A 24739-nucleotide genomic window follows, 5' to 3' on the forward strand; every position below is an offset into this window, starting at 1 on the left:
AATAATCCTGCTTTTATTCCCAACCCGAATAGTGCTGACAGGTTGGGAATAAAGTTGGGAATAAAACTTTTTTTATAAAATCTGATCTTTCCCCTTTGCCTTATCCACTGCATCCCTTCCTGCAGGTGTCCCGGACACCCTTGCCTTCATTGCTGCGAGTTTTTCTTGCAATGAAGTCCGTTCTGCAGGTCGGTCTGCAAGTCTGCGTTCTCCTTCTGGTGCTGCTTTTTCCAAATTGCTCTGCTTGATTGGCATATCCGCAACCACTTCCTCCCGGTTATCCACTTTTTTCACATCTTCCTGTGGTTTTTCCGGTTCCGTGGCTTCGTCATCCATGCCAATCGCATCATCGCCCTTTTCATCCATGTTGAGTAAAGAATTAAGCTCTGCCAGACGCTCCAGTTTCTCGGCAAGTTCTGCTTCCTGTGGAAATGGCTTGTCTACCTCTGCTTTTGCTGTTTCAAGCTGATGTTTCACATTGGATAGCTTCATCTGTGCTTCCTCAAGCTGTGAAGGCATGGCTTCCAGTACATTGTTGATTCTTGTGATATTTCCAAGCGGATCAGAGCCGACTTCCATCGGGTGGCTCATTGCTCCTTTGACATTCATCACAAATTTATTGTTAAAAGAATCAAAGGTTACATTCAGCTTAAATCCAAGATATTCACCTACATCCGCACTGGCATTGATGCCTTTAATCTCCTTACACATGGCTATGATTGCAGTTCCAGCTTCCTTTTTGTCGGTGTATGATTTTCCACCCACCTGCATAAAGAACTGCTCCTTATCCTCCGGCTTATTTTTCGCATATTTATTCATATCAGCGGTAAAGCCTTCGATACGCTCCTTGAAAATGGCGATCTGATGCGGATAATGTTGTGTGATGTTATCCTCCAGCCTGTACTTCTGACTGGTATGGTTTGCCTTCATCAGTTTCAGCTTTGATACCTGAATATCGAGATCCATTTTTTCTTTTATGTAGGGATTGCCTGTGGCAAGTGCCTTGACCTCCGCATAGGAAAGTGCCGCTTCATCCACATCCTCACAGCTTCGTACCGGAGATTTACTGGTCATAATCTGTCCGATGAATTTCTGCTTATTCTCAATGAGCTGCCACGAGTAACTGTCAAATGTACCTTCCGTAACATAACGAAATATCTTGACCTTATCATTCTGGTTGCCCTGTCGTAAGATTCTTCCCTCCTGCTGTTCAATGTCAGAAGGTCTCCAAGGCACATCCAAATGATGCAATGCAATCAGTCTGTCCTGCACATTCGTACCGGCTCCCATTTTGGCGGTGGAACCTAATAAAAAACGAACCTGTCCGCTTCTTACTTTTGCAAACAGCTCCGCTTTTCTGAGTTCTGTATTGGCATCATGGATAAATGCTATCTCATTCTCCGGCACTCCTTTTTCCATGAGCTTATTTTTTATATCCTCATACACATTGAAAGTGCCATCGCCCTTCGGTGTCGATAAATCACAGAAAATCAACTGTGCTGACTTCTGCTCTTTGGTATTTTCCCATATCTTATAGGCTTTCTCCACACAGGTTGACGCTTTGGAATTTTCCTCATCTGGAAGCATATCATTGAGCAGCCTCTGGTCAAGTGCCAGCTTTCTTCCGTCATTGGTAATCTTTAACATGTTGTCCTCGTAAGGCTGTACCTGCCTGTCCCGGACTGCTTCGGCACGTTCCGCAAGTGACGCTACCATGTCTTTCTGGAACTCACTCGGCTTTAGAACCACATTTTCATATTCTGCTTCCGGCACAGGAAGTTTTAACATATCCGGTGTCTGAATGTCCGCACTCTCCTTGAAAAGTGCAATCAGCTCCGGCAGATTGAAAAACTTCGCAAATCTTGTCTTTGCCCGGTATCCGGTTCCTTCCGGTGCAAGCTCTATGGCTGTCTGTGTTTCTCCAAAAGAAGCCGCCCATGCGTCAAAATGTCCCAGTCCCAGCTTTTGGAGCGTTCCATACTGAAGATAACGCATATTCGTGTAAAGCTCCGTCATGCTGTTGGAAATTGGCGTTCCGGTCGCAAAAGTTACACCCTTGCCGCCCGTGATTTCATCAAGATACTGGCACTTGGCAAACATATCAGATGACTTCTGTGCTTCTGTCTGTGCGATACCTGCCACATTCCTCATTTTCGTATAAAGGAACAGGTTCTTGTAATTGTGGCTCTCATCCACAAACAGCCTGTCTACACCCAACTGCTCAAAAGTCACGACATTATCCTTACGGCTCTGGTCATTTAACTTGTCAAGCCGCACCTGCAATGCTTTCCTCGATTTTTCCATCTGCTTAATGGTATAACGCTCCCCGTTGTCTCTTTTTGCCTGATCAATAGCAAGCTCAATCTCATCAATCTGTTTTTCGATTGTGGCTGCCTGTCTTTCCTGTGATAACGGGATTTTTTCAAACTGACTATGCCCGATAATAACGGCATCATAATCACCTGTTGCAATACGGGAACAAAATTTCTTACGGTTGGCGGGTTCAAAATCCTTTTTCGTTGCCGCAAGGATATTTGCTCCTGGATATAACCGTAAGAAATCACTTGCCCATTGTTCAGTCAGGTGGTTCGGCACCACGAATAATGACTTTTGGCATAGTCCCAGACGCTTGCTTTCCATTGCCGCCGCTGTCATTTCAAAGGTCTTTCCGGCACCAACGCAGTGTGCAAGCAGGGTATTATCCCCATACAGCACATGGGCAACCGCATTTTTCTGATGCGGCTTTAATTCAATATCCGGTGTCATACCCGGAAATTTCAGATGTGAACCGTCATATTCTCTTGGTCTGGTGGAATTGAAAAGCTCATTATATTTTGCCACAAGTGTCTGCCTGCGCTCCGGATCACGGAATACCCAGTCCTTAAATGCTTCCCTTATCGCTTCCTGCTTCTGGCTTGCAATCATGGTTTCCTTTTTATTAAGAACTCTTTTTTCCTTTCCATCTTCCTCAATGGTATCATAAACTCTTGTGTCTTTCAGATTTAAGGAATCTTCCAGTATCTTATAGGCATTTACCCGGCTTGTACCATAGGTCATGTTGACAAGCGTATTTCCAAAATCAGCGTTTTTCCCTTTAATGTTCCACTCTCCGGTCACACCCGAAAACTGCACCCCAATCGTATCTCTGCGGAATAAATGCTCCGGTGTCTGGAACGTATCACGCATGAAATCATTGATATATTTTGGATCAATCCATGTGGCACCAATACGCACCTCAATCTCCGATGCGTCCAGCTCCCTCGGCTGTACCTGCGTAAGAGCCTGCACATTTGGAGCATATTCCGGATGATTTTCTGCATAGGTTGCTGCAATGGCAAGTTTCTCACGCACATTTCCGCTGAGATACTGGTCTGCTGTCTCCCAGACATCGGTAAGCGGGTTCTGAAAAATAACACCACGAAGCTCCTCAATCAGCGTATCCTTGTCCTTTTCAGTCAGCTCTGCCATATAATCAAGGTCGATTTTAGCTTTCTCTGCTAAAGATACTGCCAATGCTTCACTTGCAGTATCCACACTTGTGACCACCTCTGCCCTTTTAATGGTACGCTTCGTGAACATATCCGCTTTGCCCTTGAAATTGCCCTCATCATCAAGTTTTTCCAAAGAACACAACAGGCAATAACTGCTGTCCTGATTAAAGGCTCTCTTATTCGTCTGCGAATTGATCAGACCATATTTTTTCGAGAAAGAATCGTATAATGTGTTTAATTCCGCCTGTTTTCCCTTGATTGCCGCATCGGAATATTCCTCAAGCTGCATATCAATCAGCTCCTGCGTACAGTTACGGATTGCCACCATTCCCTTGATACGCTCTTTTGCGGTGTCTGATACTTCCACAGGCTTCATAACCGAGTTTTCACGGTAATATACCTCATTTTCAACTACGGTATAGCTGAAATTCTTGACGGACGGATCAGCCGGAATACTCTGCCTGCTCATGTCATCCGCAAGCTCCTCATCCAGATCAATCGTATCAATCTGTCCTGTAATATTTTCAAGTGCTTTTGCTAACTGCTCCGCAAAAGGTCTGCTGTCATCTGCCCTGCAGGTGCTTTCCACGCCATAAGGACCGGATACCATTTCCATCTTTCCTACGATCTGCTCCGGATGCTGTGCAAAGTAAGCGTTCATTGCAATGCCATCTGCATCCTCTCCCAGATGTACCCAGTCCGGCTCACGCTCTACCATGCGGTCACGCTTCTGGAAAAATAAAATATCCGAAGTGACCTCGGTTCCTGCATTTGCCTTAAATGCGGTGTTCGGAAGTCGGACTGCACCTAGCAGATCAGCTCTTTGTGCAAGGTATCTTCTGACCTCCGGACTTGCCTTGTCCATGGTTCCCTTGCTTGTGATAAAAGCAACCACACCACCGGGACGCACTTTATCCAACGTCTTTGCAAAGAAATAATCGTGTATCAGGAAATTGTTTTTATCATACTGCTTATCTGCCACCTTATACTGACCAAAAGGCACATTTCCGATTGCAACATCAAAGAAATCATTCGGATAATCGGTCTTTTCAAAGCCTTTGATCTGCACATCTGCCTGCGGATAAAGCTGCTTTGCAATGCGTCCGGTAATGCTGTCAAGCTCCACTCCGTAAAGCCTGCTCTCTTTCATGGAATCCGGCATCATACCGAAAAAGTTGCCGATACCCATGGAAGGCTCCAGTACATTTCCTTTGGAAAATCCCATTTTCTCCAATGTTTCATACATCTGGCGGATAATAACCGGACTTGTATAATGGGCATTCAAGGTACTCTCCCTTGCCATGCGGTACTCCTCCGGCGATAACAGTTCCTTTAACTGGTGATATTCTGCTGACCAGTTTGATTTGCTCTCGTCAAACGCATCGGCAAGACCACCCCAGCCGACATACTGGGATAAAATCTGCTGTTCTTCCGGTGTAGCATAACGGTTTTCGCCCTCAATCTGCTCCAACAACTTAATTGCCGCAACATTTCTCTGGAATTTTTCTTTTGGAGAACCTTCGCCCAATCGGTCATCGCTGATATGGAAATTGACAGCGTTACTTTTATCCGGTGCAGCCACATTTATTTCCTGTACAGTCTTATTCTCCTCTGCCGAAGGTGTAAGCGGCTCCCATTCTCCGGTAAGCACCTGTGACAGCATTTCCTCTGTCTTTCGGTCTGCTTCTCCATTCTCCAGACGCTCACGGGCAAACTGCGTATCTATACTGTCCAGTTCATCTTCAGTCTGTTCTGTAACAACATTCTGTTCCTTTTCATCAGGAAACTCCGCTTCTGCTTTCCTGCCACTTTCTGCAAGCTCATTGCCCCAGTCCATTGCTTCCTGCAAAGTCGAAAATGTCTCCAATGCCGGACGGGTGGTGTCTGCCGTATCATAAATAGCATATCCGTCCACTTCCTTATCAATCCAAAGGAATACTCCCTCTGATAAGGTGGCACTCCACTGTGTCGGATTCCCATATTCATCATCAGCATCATGTACCACATGCCAGAATAATTTCTGCGATTCCTCTTGTGAAAATTCTTGTTGTGGCTCAGTTTCATCCGGCTCAGCGATACCATCCGTCCCATCAAAGCGTGAAAACACTTCTGCTTCGTGCCTGTCAATATCTTCCTCTGCCAAAGCATTGATATAATCATCTTCTACCTCGCCACGCTCCGGCTTATGGTCGTATTCAAAGGATTTCCCATTGACCTGTGCATAATAAAAACTGCTGTCCTCAATGTCATTTCCAAGCAGATATTTCTCTTTTTCACTGCCCCACTCATCAACCAGAACACACTCATATCCATCAATCGTGATCTTTTGCTGTGCTTCCTTTTCTTTTTCCCGAATCACATTGATATATCTTCTCGCCTGATTGGTAAATCCGTCCAGCACTGCCGGATGTGAGCTTAGAATCAGATCGTTGTTCTCCCACTCATTTTCCGCAACAATGTCCTTTGCCCAGTCCTTATTGTTCCGTGAAAAACGACCATCATAATCAAAATGCGTAACCGTATTTGCAAGAACAAATTCCACACAGTCAATGCCATATTTATCTATGATCTCATCTGCGGTATTCCTCGGAAGAACAAAACCATTGAATTTCTCAGCAATCAGTGCATCAATGTCTTTCTTACACTCTAACCGCTGTCCATGCTCCAGACGAGAAAGCTCACGCTGTCTTGCTTTTTCTGCCTGTTCTTCCTTGTAAGCCTTATAGTTTTCCTTTCCCTGTGGAGATAAGTATTTGTCCTCTTTGATCAGCTCACGAAGCCTTTTCTCTACAACATTCCAGTTCAGAAGCACTTTTGCATACGGATTGCCATAACTGCCTTTCTCCAGACGGATACCTTTTCCATCATGTTCATTATGGGAATCATCATTACCCGGCAGTCCGCCGGAACCACCACCAATGCCATATTCTTTTTTCAGAAAGGCTACCGCTTCCTTCTGGTCATGTCCTTCCATGAAATACTCATAGATGCGGAAAGCTCCATGCTCATAGCCGCTTCCCCTGCCTAGTGCATAGTCAATCTCATCCTGTGTAATAAAATCTTCCTGTGCTACTTCCACAGTATCTGGCAATGGAAATTCCAGCCTTTCTCTGTCAAGGTCTGCTATCTCCGATAACAGATATTCCGGTGATTTCACATGCCGCCATTTTAATTCGGCTTCACCCGATGCAAGACGTTCCGCCGCATCTTCCAAAATATTTTTAAGCTGCTCCCTGCCCTCATGGGTAGAAAGAAGTTCCATGAGTTTTGCTTCACTCTCCGGATAGTTTCCGGCTTTTAATCCAAGCTCCTCCGGCATTTCATCCATGCCATCCCGCAGAAAGAAATAGATCTGGTTGGCAACACGGTTCCGCTCCTGTGTATCCACAAGAAATGCTTCACTGGCACTCATATAAGTACCATTTTCGATCATAGAACGGATATGGCTCTCCACATCTTCCCAATCCATCGTGACAATCGGCGTTTCCCTTGCCTGTGTTCCATAGCCGACACTCATACCATGCTCATCGAACCACACTGATACGGGATTTCCATTGATTTCAAAACCTTTTCCGGTCTGTCCGTACTCATTTTTCAGAAAATCCACCATCTGCTCGGCATTTCTGCCCTCTGTGTACTTTGCAAAGATACGCTTTCTGCTGTGCTGTTTTCCTCCGCCACTGCGAAGAATGGTTTCAAGCTCATTCTGTGGCAAAGAAAAAGCAGCGGGCATGGTATATTTCATACTTGCTTCCGCTGCTGCGACTGTTCCGACCTGCTCCTCAAAAGAAGGAAACAGGCTGAGTTGTGTAAAGGTGGGTTCCGGTGCTTCTCCCCGGAGAAGATCATCGGTGTCTGTTACAGACTGTAAACCAGTTCTCCCAGAACCACTTCCTCTGCTCGGTTCCGAATGCTGTTCATCTTCGCTACCCAGAGCATCTGATCGGCTTCCTTGAGTTGTTCGGTCACTCCCTCGGTTGCCGCCATCTGGCTCGTCAGCTTCTCCATTCTCTCCTCTGCCTGCTTCTGGATCGTCAGCAGGTGTTCTTTCAATGTTCCTTTCAGAAGAAACGCTGAGTACACGCCCCTGTGGTTCTCCTTCAGATAAGTCTCCCTCATCATTCCGTACTTCGTTACCGTTCCCTCCGGCTGAATGTCCGCCTGTAATGTCGGAATCAGATAATCCCCGTTCTTTTCGTATGTCAGATTCATCGCTATTGCCCCTTTCTACGCTGTTTTGATTGTTGTCAATATATTCCTCATGTCCGCTCTCGCTTTCACGCTTTAACGCATTGTAGTCTATTTCAGAAGTATTTGCAAGTCCTTTCTGCGTTAAATTTTCTGTTTGTTCCTTTTCGTAGCTTCTGTTATATGCCCTTATGGTTCTTCCAATCTCTAAAAGTACCGGTTTTGCAAGCTCATTGGCTGCATCTCCAAGTACTGCTAGGGTATCCATGGAATTAAATTCATGGATAAAATCGAAAGAAAATTCCGAACCATACTCCTGCATATCTGCACCACAGGCAGATAAAAGTGTAAAGGAAATGCTGTCCGATAATGTCTCCCTCAAGCGGATACCGACATTCTGCTCGTCCAGTCCTTCTAAAAAACTGCCCTCGATCATGTACTGCAAATCCGGCAACAATTCCTCATAATAATCTGCCGCAATCCTCTCAGCTATCTCCATAAGTCTTTCTTCAAACAGCTTCTTATCATCGGTAGCACCATAAGTCTGCTCCAGACGCTTAATTACATCTTCCTTATGTTCCTCATGTAATTCCCAGAGTTCCGGATACCGTCCGATTCTCCTTGCCGCATGGACATCTGAAACATCAAATACATATTTCAGACGCTTTCCATGTGCATCATCCTCGTCCAAAAGTGCGATACCCTTTGCCCCTTTGTTTACCCAGCAGTGCATACGCTCATTCCACAACTCTATGGAAGCACACGCTGTTGCGTCCGGTCTTTGTGCATAGATTAAAAGCTGTTCCCGGAACGGATACTTGTATAATCTCGCCGCTGTAGTAAGGTATTTCATCCATTCCTCACGATTTTTGACAACCTCGGCTGCTGTCTCTTTTGCCAGAGCCGATATAAAATCATATTTTCTCACACAGTTCTCCTTCCTGTCATAGATACGACAAAAAGGCAGCCACATACACTACATGACTGCCTTTCCTTTATTTCCCGTTACATTCCTATTCTGTTGTACCAAAGCTGAAAGTCTTACTCTCAGCCGCTTTCTTAGGCGTAAACCTTGCCTTAACTTCCGCAACCCTCCCCTCTAACGCCTGAAACATCACATCTACCTGTTCCTGTGTATATTCGTAGGAACCTCGATTTGCAAGATTCTCCAGTCTGCCAATAGCATCAACCGCCTTATTCATGCGGTACTCGCCAATACGGATAAACTTCTCCGCCTTTGTCTCATTTTCCTTTGCTGCAGGTTCACCCTGCATTTCCTCTGTAGTCATTGTTACATTTGTTTCTTCCATGTGATTTCCCTCCATTTTTGATAAAAAAAGAGAGCGTACAGTTTTCCCATACGCTCTAACGCTGTGTTGTTATTAAATTGTATGTGGTATACTGTCGTACCGCTAAATTAAATTTCTCGACATCCACAAATAGAGAATTGTCTATTACATTTCCCATTATAGTTGATTTTCTAATTCGTCGAGAATGAATTTTTGTGAAATAGATGAAATCATTTCTACAACTTCCATAACAAAGTTCCTCATAAATTCTCTATAACAAATCACAATTTCACCCTTATATAACACTATGAATAACTTCTCTTTATTGCTACCTTCTTTATACTCATCATACTCAAGTTTAATATTAGTTTGATGTACGATTTGATCTCTTAATGATCTTCCTCTCTCGCTACCACAGAGTAAACGAAAAGCATGTGTATCAAGTTTATCTATTTCACAAAGATATGATTTTAAATAAATAAATTTATCATTTTCATCCTTCAATATTTTCTTTGTGAATTTATTGAAACTATCATTTCTTTCATGAAAAGCTATACAATGAAAAATAGTAGCTACTACATCTAATGCATTTCTTGCAAAAAGGATTGTACTTTCAGTATGATAAAGCAATGTTGTTTCATCATCTCCAAAAAGGCAAGGCATTTCCATGTTCTGTGAGACTTCAAATTCATTTAAATTTTCAATAGCACATTTTTCTGCAAACAACATCATTTTGATTTTCTGATGACATATTACTGCTTTCTCTTTTAAATTGATTTTAGTTTCTGTATCTATACTGGTATTATGTTCAATAAGATTAAATAGATCATAACCTATTTGTATTTTTGGTATGATATCACCATAGTCCGATGTCAACTTCAAATCAAGTGATACAAGTTCATTTCTGTCTAACCACATTAAGTATTTCTCCTTAACTTTACAAATTCCGATACTTTCCCCACTATACCACAATCACAGCTACATTCCTACCCTTGCTTTCCTGCCTTTTGAGAAAATTCCATCTTAAACTTATACTGGAATCCCTTGATTTCTTTTCCATCCTTCGTATAGGAAAACTCCTCTATGCTCTCCGGAATCAAATAAGCATCATAGCTGCCTTTCTTGCCTTTTAATCCTTTTACAAGTATCTTTTTCCCTTGAAGCAGGCTCTTGACCTGTGTATCGGAAAGTGTTACCCCAAGTGCCTTGCCGACATTCATACCGCACTTCCCGGTACAGTACGCTCCGAATTTTCCCTTGACTACATCGGCACCGCACTTCGGGCATTTGCCTAGCACTTCCTGTTCACCCTTGCCTGTGCCAAACATGGCTTTCTGCTCATCACTAACGCTGTGATAGGTCTTTACAAGATCAGTTACCATTGCTTCAATACCAGACATAAACTGCTCTGCAGCAACTTCTCCTTTGGATACAAGTGTAAGCTCATTTTCCCAGTCAGCAGTCAGTTTCGGAGATTTTACTACATCCGGAAGTATCGTGATCAGCTTCATTCCGTCCTCTGTCGGAATCATCTGCTTTTTCTCACGCTTTACGAATCCGTCTTTTACCAGTTTTTCAATAATGTCAACTCTGGTGGCAGGTGTGCCAAGTCCTTTTCTCTCCACTTCGTCACCCATATCTTCTGCTCCGGCTCGCTCCATGGCAGACAGTAAGCTGTCCTCGGTGTAATGTTTCGGTGGCTGTGTGAAATGCTCGGAAACTCTTGTCTGCTCCACTGCAATCGTCATGCCCTCACGAAGCTCCGGCAGCTTCTTTTCTTCCTCTGCATCCGATTTATCCTCTGCGGTTTTATAGGAATTTTTGAAGAAATCCTCAAATTCCTTCCATCCATTTTTCCACACTTCCTTGCCGGATACCTTAAATACAGTATTGTTGCAGGTAATCACTGCCTTTGTGGAATTATAAATGTGCTTCTCCCCGGTCGCACACAGCAGACGGTTTGCACAAAGGGAAAGTATCTTCATTTCGCTCTCCGGGATTGCCTTTAAGTCCTGCTTGATGATCTCCATGGTAGGAATGATTGCGTGGTGGTCCGTCACTTTCTTGCTGTTCAAAATTCTTTTAATATCTGGATTGAACATGATATTCTGCTCAAATAACAGAGAATTGAAAATCGCTTCGATCACATTTTTTGCAGTACCTTCCATGTCATCGGAAAGATACTGGCTGTCTGTTCTTGGATAAGTTACTAACTTTTTCTCATAAAGGCTCTGCGTATATTCCAATGTCTGCTTGGCAGTAAAACCAAACAGACGGTTTGCATCCCTTTGGAGTGTTGTAAGGTCATAGAGCTTCGGCGGTGCTACCCACTTTTCTTCCTTTACCACGGAAGTGACAAGAGCCTGTCCGTTTTCACAGGCTCCTGCAATCCTCTCTGCTTCCGTTTTATCACTGATATGCTCTGATACCGCATCCAGACCATTTCCCATGATGTGAGCCATATAATAGGCTTCTTTCTTGAAATTCATGATTTTACTTTCACGATCCACCAGCATGGCAAGTGTCGGTGTCTGCACTCTGCCAACCTTCAATGCCTTACCGCCATATAATACCGTAAAAAGTCTTGTCCCATTGATACCCACAAGCCAGTCTGCTTCCTGCCTGCATAATGCTGAATGATACAAGTTATCATAGTCGCTGCCTGGGCGAAGATTATGGAAGCCGTCACGGATAGCACTTTCCTCCATGGAAGAAATCCATAACCGCTTCATCGGTTTTCTGCACCCTGCCATGTTGTAGGTCAGGCGAAAGATCAGCTCACCCTCCCTTCCAGCATCGGTAGCACATACAACGGCATCTACCCTGTCATCATGCATGAGCTTTTTCAAAATCTGATACTGTGCTTTTGTATCACTTTTCACTTCATGCTGCCATTCCTGCGGAATGATCGGAAGGCTCTCATAGCTCCATTTCTTCCATGCTTCCTCATAGCTTTCCGGCTGTGCCAGTTCTACCAGATGTCCCACACACCATGATACCAGATACTCATTGCCTTCCAAATATCCGTCCTTACGCTGTGTGGCACCAAGAACCGCCGCAATGCTCTGTGCCACACTCGGCTTCTCTGCAATTACAAGCTCCATCTCTATTCCTCCCCATCTTCTTCGTTATTCTCGTTGTTGTTATCTTCATTGTCATTCTCGTCTGTGTCTACTGATTCTGTATCATCACCACCATTTATGAATGCTTCGTCGGAATCCTGCTCGGTTTCTTCCTCGTCCTCATAATCGTAGTCCTCGTCAAGCTCGTCCTCATCTTCATCCTCATCAATGAAGTTTTCCTTTTTCTTCTTGGATTTCACAACATATACCACTCCGATCACAGCTACCGCAGCAATGCCCATTAAAATATATGTAAAGCCGGAACCATCTGCCTTTGCGGTATCCTCTTTCGGCTCACTTGTATCTTCCGTGCTATCTTCGGTGCTGTCCTCAACACTTTCTGCTCCCTGTGTTTTCTCTCCTGTGGTATCAGCATTATTGTTTGATAATGCGCTGTCTTTGGTAGGGATTGCAGATTCCAATGCCGCTGAATTTTTCGGAAGTGTCTCGCTGTTATCCGTTGTGGTATTCAGCAGGTCGTTTTCACTGACTTCTGTAAGGAAATACACCTTTTCATCTTCCCCATCACGATCAATCACAAGATAAAATACCTTTTCTGATGCAGTCTGGATTGTGTAAAATTCCTTGCCTTTTTCAGAAGTCTGACTGTCACTGCTCTGGTCTGCATCCTTAGAAGTATCTCCCGTACTTGGAGATTGCTTTGCTGTTGCGGAACTGCTTGAATTTGTTCCACTGCCTGTCTGGGAAACTGTATTTCCATTCACATCCGTTTTTGTATGTTCTGTGACCTGTGCGGTTGCAGAGCTAGGTTTGGTTGCCGACGCATCCACTGGGAGCTGCTGTGCCGGATCTTTTTCATTGCTGTCCTTATTCTCCGGATCGGTGTAATACGGATTGGCTGTTTTATAGATTTCAGAGGTATTTCCTGCATTATCCATGGCAGAAATCGTGAAATACTGATACCCTGCATCGAACTGTTGCAGACGGATATTCAAGGCTCCATTCGTATGCTCTGTAAACTCATAGCCATTGACATAGATTGCCTTGATACCGGAATCCGTATCATGTGCCTGAATGCTCAAAAGACCGTCGCTGACTGCCGCATTTAAGGTAGGCTTGGTAAAATCAAAACACTTGATATAACGGTTTTTCTCGTAGGTCTTGCCCTTCTGGTCTGTGACCTGCACATAAATGGTGCTGTTCTCGGAAATCTCTATGTACATATCCTCGGTAATATCTGTCCAGCTTCCATTCTGTCCGACTTTTGCCTTTACTGTCCGAATGGTAAAATTGCCGGATGCAATAGTATCCTCCACCTTGACTGTTACTTTCGTGGTATCGTTATGCCACCCAGAAGGTGTATTGATTGTAATTTTTACGCTCGGATTGATATAAGCACATTCCTTATAATCCTTTGCACACACCTCACAATCCTCATCCACCGCATACTGACTGCATTTTTCCTTGCAGGTGCATTTTGCGGAAGGCTGTGTTTCCTCGGTTGTGCCTTCTGTGGAATTTTCCGTTGTATTCTCTGTGGACTGCTCTGTGTGATTTTCTCCACTACCGGAACTGTCCTTGTTATCATTACCGGACGCTGTGCTTTCTGCACTGCTTTCCTCTGCCGCACTTTCTGTTTTCTGCTCTGCTGTATCCTCCGCATGAACCTCCACAGTATTTGCCCTGTTTGCAAAAAATGCCCCAATCGGCATACAAAAAAGTATTGCCGACAGTATCAGGGACATTAGTGCCTTAACGGATAACTTCTTCATTTTCATTGGTCGAATCCTCCTTTTCCTGTTCCCGTTTCTGTAATAAATTTCTGACTTCATCCTCACTGAGCTTATTAAGCATCTGCAATCGCTCGGATGAGATTTTATATTTCCGTATGATCTTCATGGCTTCGGCATCCTCCGCCATCTGTTTCTGCTCTGCAAGGTCTTTTTCCTTTGCCTGTAGCTGTGCTATCTGTTCTCTGACCTTTTTAAGCTGTGCATTGATTCTTTCTACTGACAACTGATCTTCCTCCCTTCGCTAATTTAATCTTCCAAAACCATAAAAATGGCTCTGCCAGTAAGAGGTATTGATTGAGGTATACTGGATTGGATCACCACAATGCACCATCGTACCGTTTCCACAATAAATACCAACATGCGTGACGGTTCGCCCTGCATTATAAGTTTTTGTAAAAAATATGAGATCTCCTGCCTTTGCTTCCGATGCGGATACCGAAGTACACTGGTCATAAATGCCCTGTGCTGTGGTTCTTGGCAGGTTATGTACGCCGCTGTTTGAAAATACCCAGCATACAAAACCGGAACAGTCAAAACTTGCCGGAGCTGTGCCGCCAAAAGTATATGGCATTCCCAGATACCTGTTTGCTTCCCGCATAAGCGTCTGCACCGTTGCATCGTCATAGGACTCCGGTGGTATCACATTGCCGGTTCCTCCTCCGGTGCCGCCCGGTGTTTCCCCATAAATGGTCTGCTCTCCTGCCTCAAAATAAAATAACGGGTTATAATACTCCCCGTTATACAGACATTCGATATGAAGGTGGCTTCCGGTACTGCTTCCTGTATTTCCGCTTTTGCCTATATCGTCACCCTTTTTGACACTCTGTCCTGCGGACACATTTAAGCTGTCCATGTGGGCATATTTTGTGGTATATCCCTTACTGTCCGTAATCACCACATAATTCCCATAATAGGAATCGTAAGCCGCTTCCATAACCGTTCCGTCATGCGCCGCATAGACAACTGTACCTGTCGGCACTGCAATGTCCACGCCCCTGTGAAGCTCCTCTGCTCCGGTGTTCGGATTCTTCCGGTATCCATAATAACTGCTGATATAGTAGTACCAGTAGTAATCCACGGGTGTTCCAAATACCTGTAACCCGCCTTTTGTCTCCGTGTAGGCGGCAAAGATTTCTGCCTGTTCCGTATCCATGCGTCCGGCAATAATGCTCTCAAGAGGTGTGACCGTTAAAGTGACTCGAAGGATTGTTACGATATATTCTTCTTCCTCCTCATACTCGTATTCCTCGGTACTGATGCTTCCATCTGCATTTGTAACTGTTCTGGTTCCGGTCTTTGTGACTGTCCTTGTCCGTGTCTCCTCCACTTCCTCAGTAGTAAGGGAATACATGGCATCAAATAATTCCTGAATTTCACTCTCCATTTCTGCGGCAGTAAATTCCGTATGGACTGCGGAAAGATAACTGATCAGTGTATATGGATCATGCCCGATTGCACCAAGGTTATAATCGTATTCATCATATCCCGGGTAATCAGTTTCAATCCGGTCAATCTTGTTTTGCAGCTCCATTTCCTTTTCTGTAAAAGATAAATCTGCTGCATCAATCTCTGCCGGAAGGCTAAGATATGTGCTTGCCATCGTTGTTGTCACAGTTCCGGTAAACATGGAACCGCAGCTTGATAATGCCGACATGATCATAATAAGCAGAAGAGCAAAAATACCCACTGTGATAATCAGTGTTTTATTTTTTGTGGCAATCTCCTGTAACTTCTTTGCAATCCCGGTTGCGGCATTGGCTGTCTTTGTAAATGTTTCCTTTGCAGTCTTGGCTTCTGCTCCTGCCCGCCTTGCCTTGGCATACTCACGCTTGATGCGCTGTTTCTGTAGCTGCCTTTGTAACTGTTTCTTTGGACTGTTGCCCTTTAGATGTGGATTTTCACTAATGAATTTCTCATACTCCAGCTTCATATCTGCTGTGACCTGCTTTTTCTGCAATCGCTCTAGGCGGTCACGCTTTCTCTGTGCCTTGCTCTTGCGGTGATACTTCATATAGTGATAAATGTCCTCGGCACGCTGTTCCGTCTTGTGTGCACCCTCAACCGCAGAATTGTCCTTTTCTGTTTCTGCAATCTTACGATGCACAAAATACATATTTTCCGTTTGCAGCTTATGAACCGCAGTCTTTCCCAGACCATCCTGCTTAAATGGCTTCTCCACATCCACCGGAACAACGATATATTTTGCTTTTCCGTTCTGTTCATCAAAGACACGTTTCATCTCATACTGCCGCTTTTTCGGCATCTTGTCCTTTGCTTTCTGCAACTTCTGACGACTCTTTTCCGACTTATCAAAAGCCTTCTGTACTTTTTTGTCGGTAAATTCTTCCTCCTGCCCCTGCGAAAATGTGGCATCCTTTGTCTGGAAATCTCCATAATCGGACTGCTTTGTATTTTCTGACTTCGCACGCTCTCTGTGTGCGTGTTCTCTCTGCACACGCCCTTTGTGATATTTTCCTTTTTCCTCAGACCGTTGGAAGGTATCCCTGACATGAACCTTGTTTTCTATCGTGCTGTCAGAAGAAGTCTCATAATCAGTCTGTTCGTCCTGCATGAAGCTGTTTTCCTTTAAGAATGACTTTTCCGCTTCGGCTTCCGACTTCTGGACGCTATGACCAGAAGTTGCATTTCTTGTACGACTGCCATGGTTCGCATCCCTTGACAGGTTGCTCACAGGCTTCTCGCTGGCACTAAACTGGTTTTCCACAGAAAAGGTGTTGTCCTGCCTGTGTTCTATATGTTTTACTCCAGTCACTTCCTTATCTTTGGAAAATGTCTCTTTTTCAAATGCCTTTACTGCCTGCTTCTTCTGTCTCTTTTCCGCCATTTATACTGCGTCCTCCTTCTGCACCGATTCCTCCGGCTTCGTATTCATAATTCTGTAGGTCTTGGTGTCTGTCGGGTATTTATCCACGAAGGGAATTACCACGTTATCAAACAGTATCAGACCACTTCCCGGCTCAGAGTTGGTGACATAGGAAAGCTGCTTATCAGAAAGTCCCAGCTTATCAGCGAGGATTGCCTGATCTTTGGCATTCTGATTTAACAGATACACAAAATCGCTGTTACCCAAAATACCCTCAATCTCCTCAGAACGGAGAAAATCGCCCACATTCTGCGTCAAACCTGTCGGAATACCGCCCCATTTTCTGAAACGCTTCCAGATTTCCACAGAGTAGATAGCTGTCTGCTTTTCCTTCAGAAGAAGGTGGAACTCATCACAGTAATAACGGGTTGCAATCTTTCGCTCCCTGTTCTGTGAAACCCTGTTCCACACTGCATCCTGCACGATCAACATTCCAAGTTCCTTTAACTGATTTCCCAAGTCTCTGATGTCAAAGCACATGATACGGTTGCCACTGTCCACATTGGTATGGTGGTTGAAATAATTCTGGGAACCATGCACATACAGCACAAGGCTGTTTGCGATACGCTCTGCCTTTGGATTCTTATGCTTCAGAAGTGCGTTGTATAAATCCTCCAGTATCGGCATATTTTCTGGCACCGGATTTTCAAAATATTTATCGTAAATATGACGGATGCATTCGTCGATGATACCTTTCTCATCATTCTCCAGACCGTCCTTGCCACCTGCAATCAGATCGCACAATGTAATGATAAAATCAGATTTCAGTTTTAATGCTTCCTTATCCCCCTTATGGCTCAACTGAATATCCATCGGGTTCAGATAATCTTTGGAATTAGTGGCAAGTTTTACAACCTGTCCATGTAGTGCTGCCACTAGCGCAAAATACTCGCCCTCCGGATCGCAGATAATAATGTCGTCCTTTGTGATAAGAAAACAACTTAAAATCTCACGCTTTGCACTAAAACTCTTACCACTTCCGGGTGTTCCTAAGATAACTCCGTTTGGTGTACGGAGCCTTTTGCGGTCTGCCATGATCATGTTGTTGCTGAGTGCATTTAACCCGTAATAGATTGCCGGAGCAGGCATAAATAATTCCTGCGTGCAGAATGGTACTAAGATTGCGGTGCTTTTTGTGGAAAGAGTACGCTCAATACCTGTCTCATTGCATCCAATCGGTGCGGATGCCATAAGTCCCTGTTCCTGCAAATACTGTAAACATCTGAGGTCACAGTTTGCCTGCTGAATGATACCGGACACTCTCTGCATTAAGCTCTCCAGTTCCCGCTTGGTTCTGCCATAACAGGTAATAAGGAATGTCATGTTGATCATCTTCTGATTGCTCGTATTCAAATCATCCAGAAATTCCAGCGTATCCTTTTCATAGGTCACAATATCCGTTGGAAGAATATCCATATCGTAGCCGCTCCGGACTGCCTTTTTCTGCTCCTCAATCTTCATCTTCTGGATATTGGAAATGACCGCTTTTAACTTCTTGATTGCCTTTACCGGATCTTCCGTCTGCATGTGCATGGAGATAGTAAGGTTTGCATCAATGTCAAGAAGCTGCTTGATCAGCTCGTCCGTAAACTTCGGTGCGATAATATCCAGATAGGACACACAGCCATACATATTTCCCGACTTGAAGCGGTTCGGATAGCGGAAATCAAACCCCGGCGGTGCAATATAGTCCTTGACCGACTTACCGGATTCTGCCAGATCCTTAAACGAAAAGCGGAAAGGCTCCATGGTATCCTGATTAAAATATTCATGCAGGATACGCAGTCTTTCCTTTCCGTCCAGTCCCCTCGCAAGGGTTCCTATATTGTTTAAGTTTCGTATGACATCTTTTTCAATGTTGTTAAGGCGGCTCTTGGCTTCCCTGTAGCCATTGCTCTCCACACCAAAAATCAGATATTTTGATTTGATGATACCATTGTTTCCCTTTGCCGCCTGCTTCTTTAACATCTCCGTATATTCTTCACGAATGTCATTAAAATCATCCTCCTGCCACGGAATGTCAAACTGTTCCGTAAGCATCTGCTCGTTGACTTGCCGGTTGAATAACACCAGTTCAAATTTCACAGACGGATCAAAATAATTGATGAGCTTACTGTACTGTGCCAGTATATCCGCCTGCTCATCCACTTCCAGAAGCGAATAGTTTATATCAAAAAATTCCACCATCTTTGTATAATAATGGTGGCTGACCTGACAGATACCGTCACGGAACATCTTCTCAAAAGTAATCGTCTTTTGTGCGGTAGTCGGCTTTTCCTTCTCTTTGCCCCTGCCGGATAAAATATGCTTTAATTCCATAAGACGCTTTTTCTCTGAAAAAGTAAGACCGCCACTTTTGCTGTTATTTCTGCTATTGCCCTGATAACTGCTTTTTCTGTGTTTTTCCGGTTCTGCCTTTTGCTTTTTCTTCAAGATAACGAACCTCCCTTCGTAATTTTTCTTTCTCCTCCAACTGCTTGTAGAGGTTTTCTGACCGGTACGGTCTGATTCCCGGCGTGAGTATCTTCTGCCGGAGCATAAAATACAAAATCTTCTCCGCCGGAAACCCGTTTTTCTCATACATCGCAAAAAAGAAGAACGGAAGCATTGCTCCCATCATTAAAAGTGATGCCGCTGATGTCCCGATCAGTCCCTTAGTCAGAAAATACAGAGGGATGCCCGTTACTGCCGCACCACTGAAACAGATGATCTGTCTCTTTGTTAAATTCAGTGCCACTTTTGTCTTGATCCCGGACAAATCCTTTGGCACCTGCACGGATATTGCCATATCGTTCCTCCCTTAGTGCGCATTCCAGATAGATTTTGACAGCGAACCTGTCTTAAACATGGAAAAACATAAAATCACGGTATATGCTGCCACCGACCAGAGTGCCGTATGCAGGTTATCGGATACTGCCACACCAGCCACAAGCACCGCATAGATTGCAACGCATACCATCATAAAAAATCCCTGAAATGCAAGGGCACAAAGTCCCTTAAAATAATTGGTTCCTATTGTTCCCCACTCCCGGTTGGTTACGGTTGCGCAGGGAACAGGTGCTACTGATACATAAAGATATATTTCAATCATTCGCCCATAAAGAATGACGGTGATCAGGACTGACATGATTTTCATACATAAACTGACGATCATGGTCTCCATCCCCAGTCCTAACAGCTCGCCTATACTCATTTCCGAAAACTGCTCATTGAACATCGTCTGCAGCGTACTTGAAACATCAATACTGGTTTCCCCACTGATTGCTGCGGCGGCAGAATTGACGATGTGGCTTCCCACATCAAATACCGCCATTACAATGTCAAAAGTCTTGCTTAACAGCATGACTGCAATACACGCTTTCATAAAAAAGCGGATAAAAATGGCTGTATTGAAGTCATGCAGGTTATTTTTGTCAATGACCATGGAAATAAGCTCATAGACGAGTACAAAGCTGATAATCATTCCCGCTATGGGAATCATCACATTGTCGGACAGGGTTTTTATCATATCAAAAATACCGGAGTTCCATGTGCTGGGAGTTTTGCTGACCTCCCCTGCAATCGTGCCTACTTTGTCATTGACATCGGTAAACATGGTTTCAAAGTTGGTCAGAACCCACCCCTGCAACAGTTCCTTTATGAATTCAGTAATCTTATCAATGATCCCGCCCATGAATTATGAGAACAGTGTGGTAAGCTGTGGAATTACCGTCTGTGCCACAATGATGATGCCACCGCCACTCATAAGCTGTTTTATCCCCAATTAGGTGTAAAACTCTGCTCGATGGCGGGCGGCGGCGTACAAAAAATCTATATGGTGTTTTTAAGAGAACCGTCCCGGCGGGACAGGTCAGGCAGTGACCTGTTCCACCTCCGGGATGGGTTTGAGATTAAAATGAATTTCGATAGAAATGTGTCTTGTTTTATCTTCGTCAATGCGCTCATGCACGACGATTTCTTTGATTAAGCGGTTAAGGGTGGCTGCGTCCAGCTCTGTGATATTGGCGTATTCCTGAATGGCTTCCACCCATTGTTTTGCGTCATTGGCAAGCTGGACTTCATCGGACAGCCGCTTCCTGCCCTCGGACACTTTTGTTTTAAGCTCCGTCTGCTCAGTCTGTGTCTTTTCCAGCATGGTGTTGAAATTCTGCTCACTGATACGCCCTGCAATCATATCCTCATAAAGCCGCATTACCATTTTGTCCAGAACCTCAATCCGTTCCTCGTCCCTTGTAAGGGAACGTTCCATTGCTTCCCGTTGTTCCCGCTGCTCGGCTTCACAGGTATTGGTCAGGCGGTCGGCAACCGCTTCCCCGTCCATCAGGGCAGCTCTGGCACATTCCCGGATTTTCCGCAGCACATGGCTGTAAAGGGTGTCATAGTCAATCCGGTGCTGGGTGCAGTGGTTCTTTCCAAAGGCATTGTAGGTCTTGCAGGAGTAAATCTGCTGGGGATATTTTGCGTTTGTGTAGCGTATCGTCAGAGACTTCCCACACTCGCCGCATTTTATCAGTCCGGCAAACAGGCTGATTTCATTGGTCTGCCCCGGGCGCTGGCGGGATTTCAGCTTGTTCTGCACAATATCAAAGCTCATGCGGTCAATCAGCGGTTCATGCTGTCCCTCCACCACAATCCAGTCCTCCGGCTTCTTTTCTCCGATCGTGCCGATTTTGAAACGGTAGTCTTTTTTCTGGGAAGCAATCGCCCCGGTGTAGACGGGATTCATCAAAAGGTCTTTGATAACGGAGAAGTCCCACATATACCGCCCATTTTCCGGGTCTTTCTTTTCCCATTTGGTACGGGTATTGCGAAGCCCCCGTTCCCGGTTCCACCATGTGGGGCAGGGGATTTTTTCTTCCTCCAGCCGTCTGCGGATATAGTTCGGACCATGACCGTTTAGGGCATATCCGAAAATCAGCCGCACAATCGGGGCGGTTTCCTCGTCAATGAGCAGATGGTTTTTGTCCTCCGGGTCTTTCCGATACCCAAACGGGGCAAGACACCCGGTAAACTGTCCTTTCTGCGCTTTCAGAAGATAAGAGGAATGGACTTTCTTAGAAATGTCCTTGCTGTACATCTCGTTCAGGATATTTTTGAACGGGGCGATGTCGTTGTTATCCCGCAGGGTGTCGATACCATCATTCATGGCGATATAGCGGACACCGTTTCTTGGGAAAAAGTCCTCAATCAAATGCCCGGTTTGCAGATAGTTCCGCCCCAGTCGGCTGAGGTCTTTCGTGATGACAAGGTTGATTTGCCTGCGCTCAATGGCTCTCAACATTCTCTGTAAATCAGGACGCTCCATATTAAGACCTGTGAAGCCATCGTCCTGATAGACTGCCACAACCTCCCATCCCTGCTTTTCGCAGTATTTTTCCAGCATATCCCGCTGGTTGGCGATACTGGCACTTTCGCCTTGCAGGTCATCGTCCTTTGACAGCCTGCAATAGACCGCCGCACGATAGCCCCCGGCAAGTGCCGAACCGATTGTTCTGTATTCCATTTCGTTCATCATAGCCATTTACCCACACAATCCAGACGGTATCTGGCTCTTTTGAACCTCATCTTCATTATAGCCTATATCTTTCTTTTTAGCAAGATATTCTTTTGTATTTGTTTTACCGTATTTCTGGGAAATCAGACTGACGAACACATCGGTTGCGTCCAGTTCCCCGTCAAATACAGTGGTCACATGAATCTCTGTTTTGTTTTTTGCCATAGGCAGTTATCCTCCATACATGAAAATAGCCAGACAGAGGGTGTCGGCAACGAAGTCCGGCAACGGGCTTCAAAAGACCTTGCAAACAATCTCAATCTGGCGATGGTTACTATTTATACTTTTCTTTTATTTTTCTGTTGTTTTGGTTGTTATAAGGGAGAAAAGCCCGGAAATAAGGGGTTTTCCCCGGCAACCGGCTCGGCAACGGGATAGCAACAGGGGGTGCAACGGGCTGCCATTTTCAGAACGGAAGCTCCATCTGTTCTGTGACCTCCACAAAACCGTCCATCGTTTTTTCAGACGGGTTGCATAAGTCCGTTGCCGGGTTTTCACGCTCCCAGCCCTTTTGTCTGCCATATTCGGAAAACATTCTTGGGTTCGGGAAGTACCGCCAGCCAGAAATGCACTGGTTCATAATCTCGTTGATTTCCCGGATTTCCCATTGCTTCGGCTCGTCAAAGGCATGGTTCAAGGCTCCCTTATAGAGCTGCTTGGAGCAGACCATGCTCCCGGTGTACTTATCAAGATACGCCTGTATCATCCCGGCTTTGGTGTCCTCCGGCATAAAATCCCGCTGGTGTTCTTTGAGATACCGCTGCATGGCAGGGCTGAAAGCCAGCTTGAACCTGCCGCTTCTGTAAATTTCCATCGCTTCTGCCCACATCTGCTCGATATAGGCTCTGGAAGCGGCTTCGTCCTCCAAAATGTGAACCTCGGCTTGCTCTGGGTACACCATGACGGGGATAAAGCGGCGGTTGCCGGAACGGTCAAGGGGCAGGAAGTCAAGGGCATTGGAAGTGCCGCCAAACACGCACTGACGGGGGCGGTCTGCTGGGTGGGTTTCATAGGGTATCTTGTAAACCTCTTTCTGTCGGCTTAAAAATGACTTGATTTCCTCAATGCTCTTGGCGTTGGCGGTTGCCATCATTTCCGACATTTCGATAATCCAGTGACCTTGCAGCTTGCGGTACACATTGTCATCGTCCAGCTTCCGCAAATCATCGGAGAACCACTCGTCCCGGACTGCCAGCAGACGGAAGAAAGTGGACTTGCCAGCCCCCTGACCGCCGACCAGACAGAGCATGATTTCAAACTTGCACCCCGGCTGAAAGGCTCGTGAGATTGCACCCAGCAGGAACAGCTTCAATGCTTCATAGGTGTAATCGTCTGCGTCAGCCCCCAGAAAGTGCCGCAGGCAGAAGCGGATTCGCTCTGTCCCGTCCCACACAAGGGAACTTAAATAATCCCGGATGGGGTGGTACTTGTTTTCATTCGCCACAATCCCGATGGCATTATCAATCTTTTTCTCATTGGTAAGCCCATAGGTTTCTTCCAGATAGAGAAGCAGATACTTCATATCCGTATCGTTCAGGGCTGTGCTTTCTCTGTGAAAACCGATGGGCTTTATGATGTCCTTGCGGTCGGTCAGGATGTTGTATGCGATAGCCCCGGAAAGCAGAGGGTCACGCTGGAATACGGTCAGGCAGTTCCGTATGCTCTGGCGGACACCGCCTTTCTCGGTGGTTTCCAGCCCCGCCTTGATTTCCTCAATGCTCTGGGGCGGCTGCATGGCGTTCATGGTGTTTTTTAGTTCTTGCTGCGTCTGCGGCTGCAAGCTCTGCCATTCGCTGTTCAAGCTGTATCACATCCTTTCCGTAGTCCGCAATCAAAGCCGCTTTTTCCTCTGTCTCCCCGAACAGCAGCACATCCAGCAGATATTCCACATGGGCTTGCTTTTGTAAGGCTTCCACAAACCGGGGATGAAAGGCTTCCTCTGGGGAGTGCGGGGCATATTCCGTTCTCCATGCCCGAAGCAGGTGGAGATAATCGGCAAGGATACGGAAGCAGCGGTTCTTTGCTTCCTGAAACTGTTCCTCCGGGGATTTCTGCTGGGGCTTGGGCTTTTTTGCCTTTCCCGGCGGTTTCCAGTCCTCATAGGAAAGCCCAAAGTCATTTGCCAGTTGTACGGCGGCTTCTTTCTTTGCCAGCCCATACAGGGCGGCGGCAAAATCAATCACATCCCCATCCGCACCGCAGCCGAAGCAGTGGTAACGCCAATCCAGCTTCATGCTTGGGGTTTTATCATTATGGAACGGGCAGCAAGCCATCCCGTTCCGACCTACATGGATTCCATAATGCTCCGCAGCCTGTCTTGTTGTGACGGACTGCTTCACAGCTTCAAATACATTCAAATCTATCCCTCCTTGAAAATAAGAAAAGCACCTGACATTCTCTGATTGAAAATGGCAAGTGCCTGTTAAAGTTCCATATCCTGTTGTCTGTGTTTCGCCT

17 protein-coding genes are annotated in these 24739 nt (G+C 45.4%); 1 reads left to right on the forward strand and 16 read right to left on the reverse strand.

Annotated features, from left to right (window positions below; genetic code table 11):
- Positions 1 to 72 precede the first annotated feature (72 nt).
- From DW251_RS09470 to DW251_RS09530, 14 genes are all read right to left on the reverse strand, one after another.
- A complete protein-coding gene (locus DW251_RS09470; RefSeq protein WP_340277960.1) occupies positions 73 to 7236 on the reverse strand; it encodes a DUF3849 domain-containing protein in 7164 nt (2387 codons plus the stop codon).
- A gap of 113 nt (positions 7237 to 7349) precedes the next feature.
- Positions 7350 to 7703, reverse strand: coding sequence for a TnpV protein (locus DW251_RS18295; RefSeq protein WP_080633520.1), 354 nt, complete (start codon positions 7701 to 7703; stop codon positions 7350 to 7352).
- Between the two features lie 989 nt (positions 7704 to 8692).
- Positions 8693 to 8989, reverse strand: coding sequence for a hypothetical protein (locus DW251_RS09475; protein WP_002594221.1), 297 nt, complete (start codon positions 8987 to 8989; stop codon positions 8693 to 8695).
- A 156-nt stretch (positions 8990 to 9145) separates the two neighbouring features.
- The gene (locus tag DW251_RS09480; RefSeq protein WP_002594222.1) at positions 9146 to 9886 is read right to left on the reverse strand and encodes a hypothetical protein; all 741 of its coding nucleotides are present in this window, start codon (positions 9884 to 9886) and stop codon (positions 9146 to 9148) included.
- Positions 9887 to 9954: 68 nt separating this feature from the next.
- Positions 9955 to 12072 (reverse strand): DNA topoisomerase 3, encoded by a 2118-nt coding sequence (locus DW251_RS09485; protein WP_118300877.1) that lies wholly within the window; start codon positions 12070 to 12072, stop codon positions 9955 to 9957.
- A gap of 2 nt (positions 12073 to 12074) precedes the next feature.
- On the reverse strand, positions 12075 to 13829 hold the full coding sequence (locus tag DW251_RS09490) for a CD1107 family mobile element protein (RefSeq protein ID WP_002594224.1): 1755 nt from the start codon (positions 13827 to 13829) through the stop codon (positions 12075 to 12077).
- The gene (locus DW251_RS09495) at positions 13804 to 14067 is read right to left on the reverse strand and encodes a DUF4315 family protein (protein WP_002594225.1); all 264 of its coding nucleotides are present in this window, start codon (positions 14065 to 14067) and stop codon (positions 13804 to 13806) included. Before DW251_RS09495 ends, DW251_RS09490 begins: the two co-directional genes overlap by 26 nt.
- Positions 14068 to 14085: 18 nt before the next feature.
- Positions 14086 to 16689 carry a CD1108 family mobile element protein gene (locus DW251_RS09500; protein ID WP_002594226.1) on the reverse strand — a complete coding sequence of 868 codons (2604 nt, stop codon included), beginning with the start codon at positions 16687 to 16689 and terminating at the stop codon, positions 14086 to 14088.
- The gene (locus DW251_RS09505) at positions 16690 to 19161 is read right to left on the reverse strand and encodes a VirB4-like conjugal transfer ATPase, CD1110 family (RefSeq protein ID WP_002594227.1); all 2472 of its coding nucleotides are present in this window, start codon (positions 19159 to 19161) and stop codon (positions 16690 to 16692) included.
- A complete protein-coding gene (locus DW251_RS09510; protein ID WP_002594228.1) occupies positions 19100 to 19516 on the reverse strand; it encodes a PrgI family protein in 417 nt (138 codons plus the stop codon). Before DW251_RS09510 ends, DW251_RS09505 begins: the two co-directional genes overlap by 62 nt.
- Before the next feature lie 12 nt (positions 19517 to 19528).
- On the reverse strand, positions 19529 to 20401 hold the full coding sequence (locus DW251_RS09515) for a VirB6/TrbL-like conjugal transfer protein, CD1112 family (protein ID WP_002594229.1): 873 nt from the start codon (positions 20399 to 20401) through the stop codon (positions 19529 to 19531).
- A gap of 3 nt (positions 20402 to 20404) precedes the next feature.
- Positions 20405 to 20473, reverse strand: coding sequence for a hypothetical protein (locus tag DW251_RS09520; protein WP_208913923.1), 69 nt, complete (start codon positions 20471 to 20473; stop codon positions 20405 to 20407).
- 105 nt (positions 20474 to 20578) lie between these two features.
- Positions 20579 to 22249 carry a recombinase family protein gene (locus DW251_RS09525; protein ID WP_014078548.1) on the reverse strand — a complete coding sequence of 557 codons (1671 nt, stop codon included), beginning with the start codon at positions 22247 to 22249 and terminating at the stop codon, positions 20579 to 20581.
- Entirely contained in the window at positions 22250 to 22447 is a 198-nt protein-coding gene (locus DW251_RS09530) for a hypothetical protein (RefSeq protein WP_002569220.1), read from the reverse strand.
- Here DW251_RS09530 and DW251_RS18605 point away from each other — a divergent pair.
- Positions 22421 to 22660, forward strand: a complete 240-nt coding sequence (locus tag DW251_RS18605) for a hypothetical protein (protein WP_021682886.1) — start codon at positions 22421 to 22423, stop codon at positions 22658 to 22660. The genes DW251_RS09530 and DW251_RS18605 overlap by 27 nt on opposite strands.
- 28 nt (positions 22661 to 22688) lie before the next feature.
- Here DW251_RS18605 and DW251_RS09540 read toward each other — a convergent pair whose 3' ends face one another.
- Complete coding sequence (locus DW251_RS09540; RefSeq protein ID WP_118300879.1) at positions 22689 to 24026, reverse strand: virulence-associated E family protein; 1338 nt, start codon at positions 24024 to 24026, stop codon at positions 22689 to 22691.
- Entirely contained in the window at positions 23995 to 24639 is a 645-nt protein-coding gene (locus DW251_RS09545) for a CHC2 zinc finger domain-containing protein (protein WP_117993318.1), read from the reverse strand. The genes DW251_RS09540 and DW251_RS09545 overlap by 32 nt, the downstream gene beginning before the upstream one ends.
- Positions 24640 to 24739: the final 100 nt, after the last annotated feature.

Source organism: Clostridium sp. AM22-11AC, from assembly GCF_003473545.1.
Classification (GTDB): domain Bacteria; phylum Bacillota; class Clostridia; order Lachnospirales; family Lachnospiraceae; genus Enterocloster.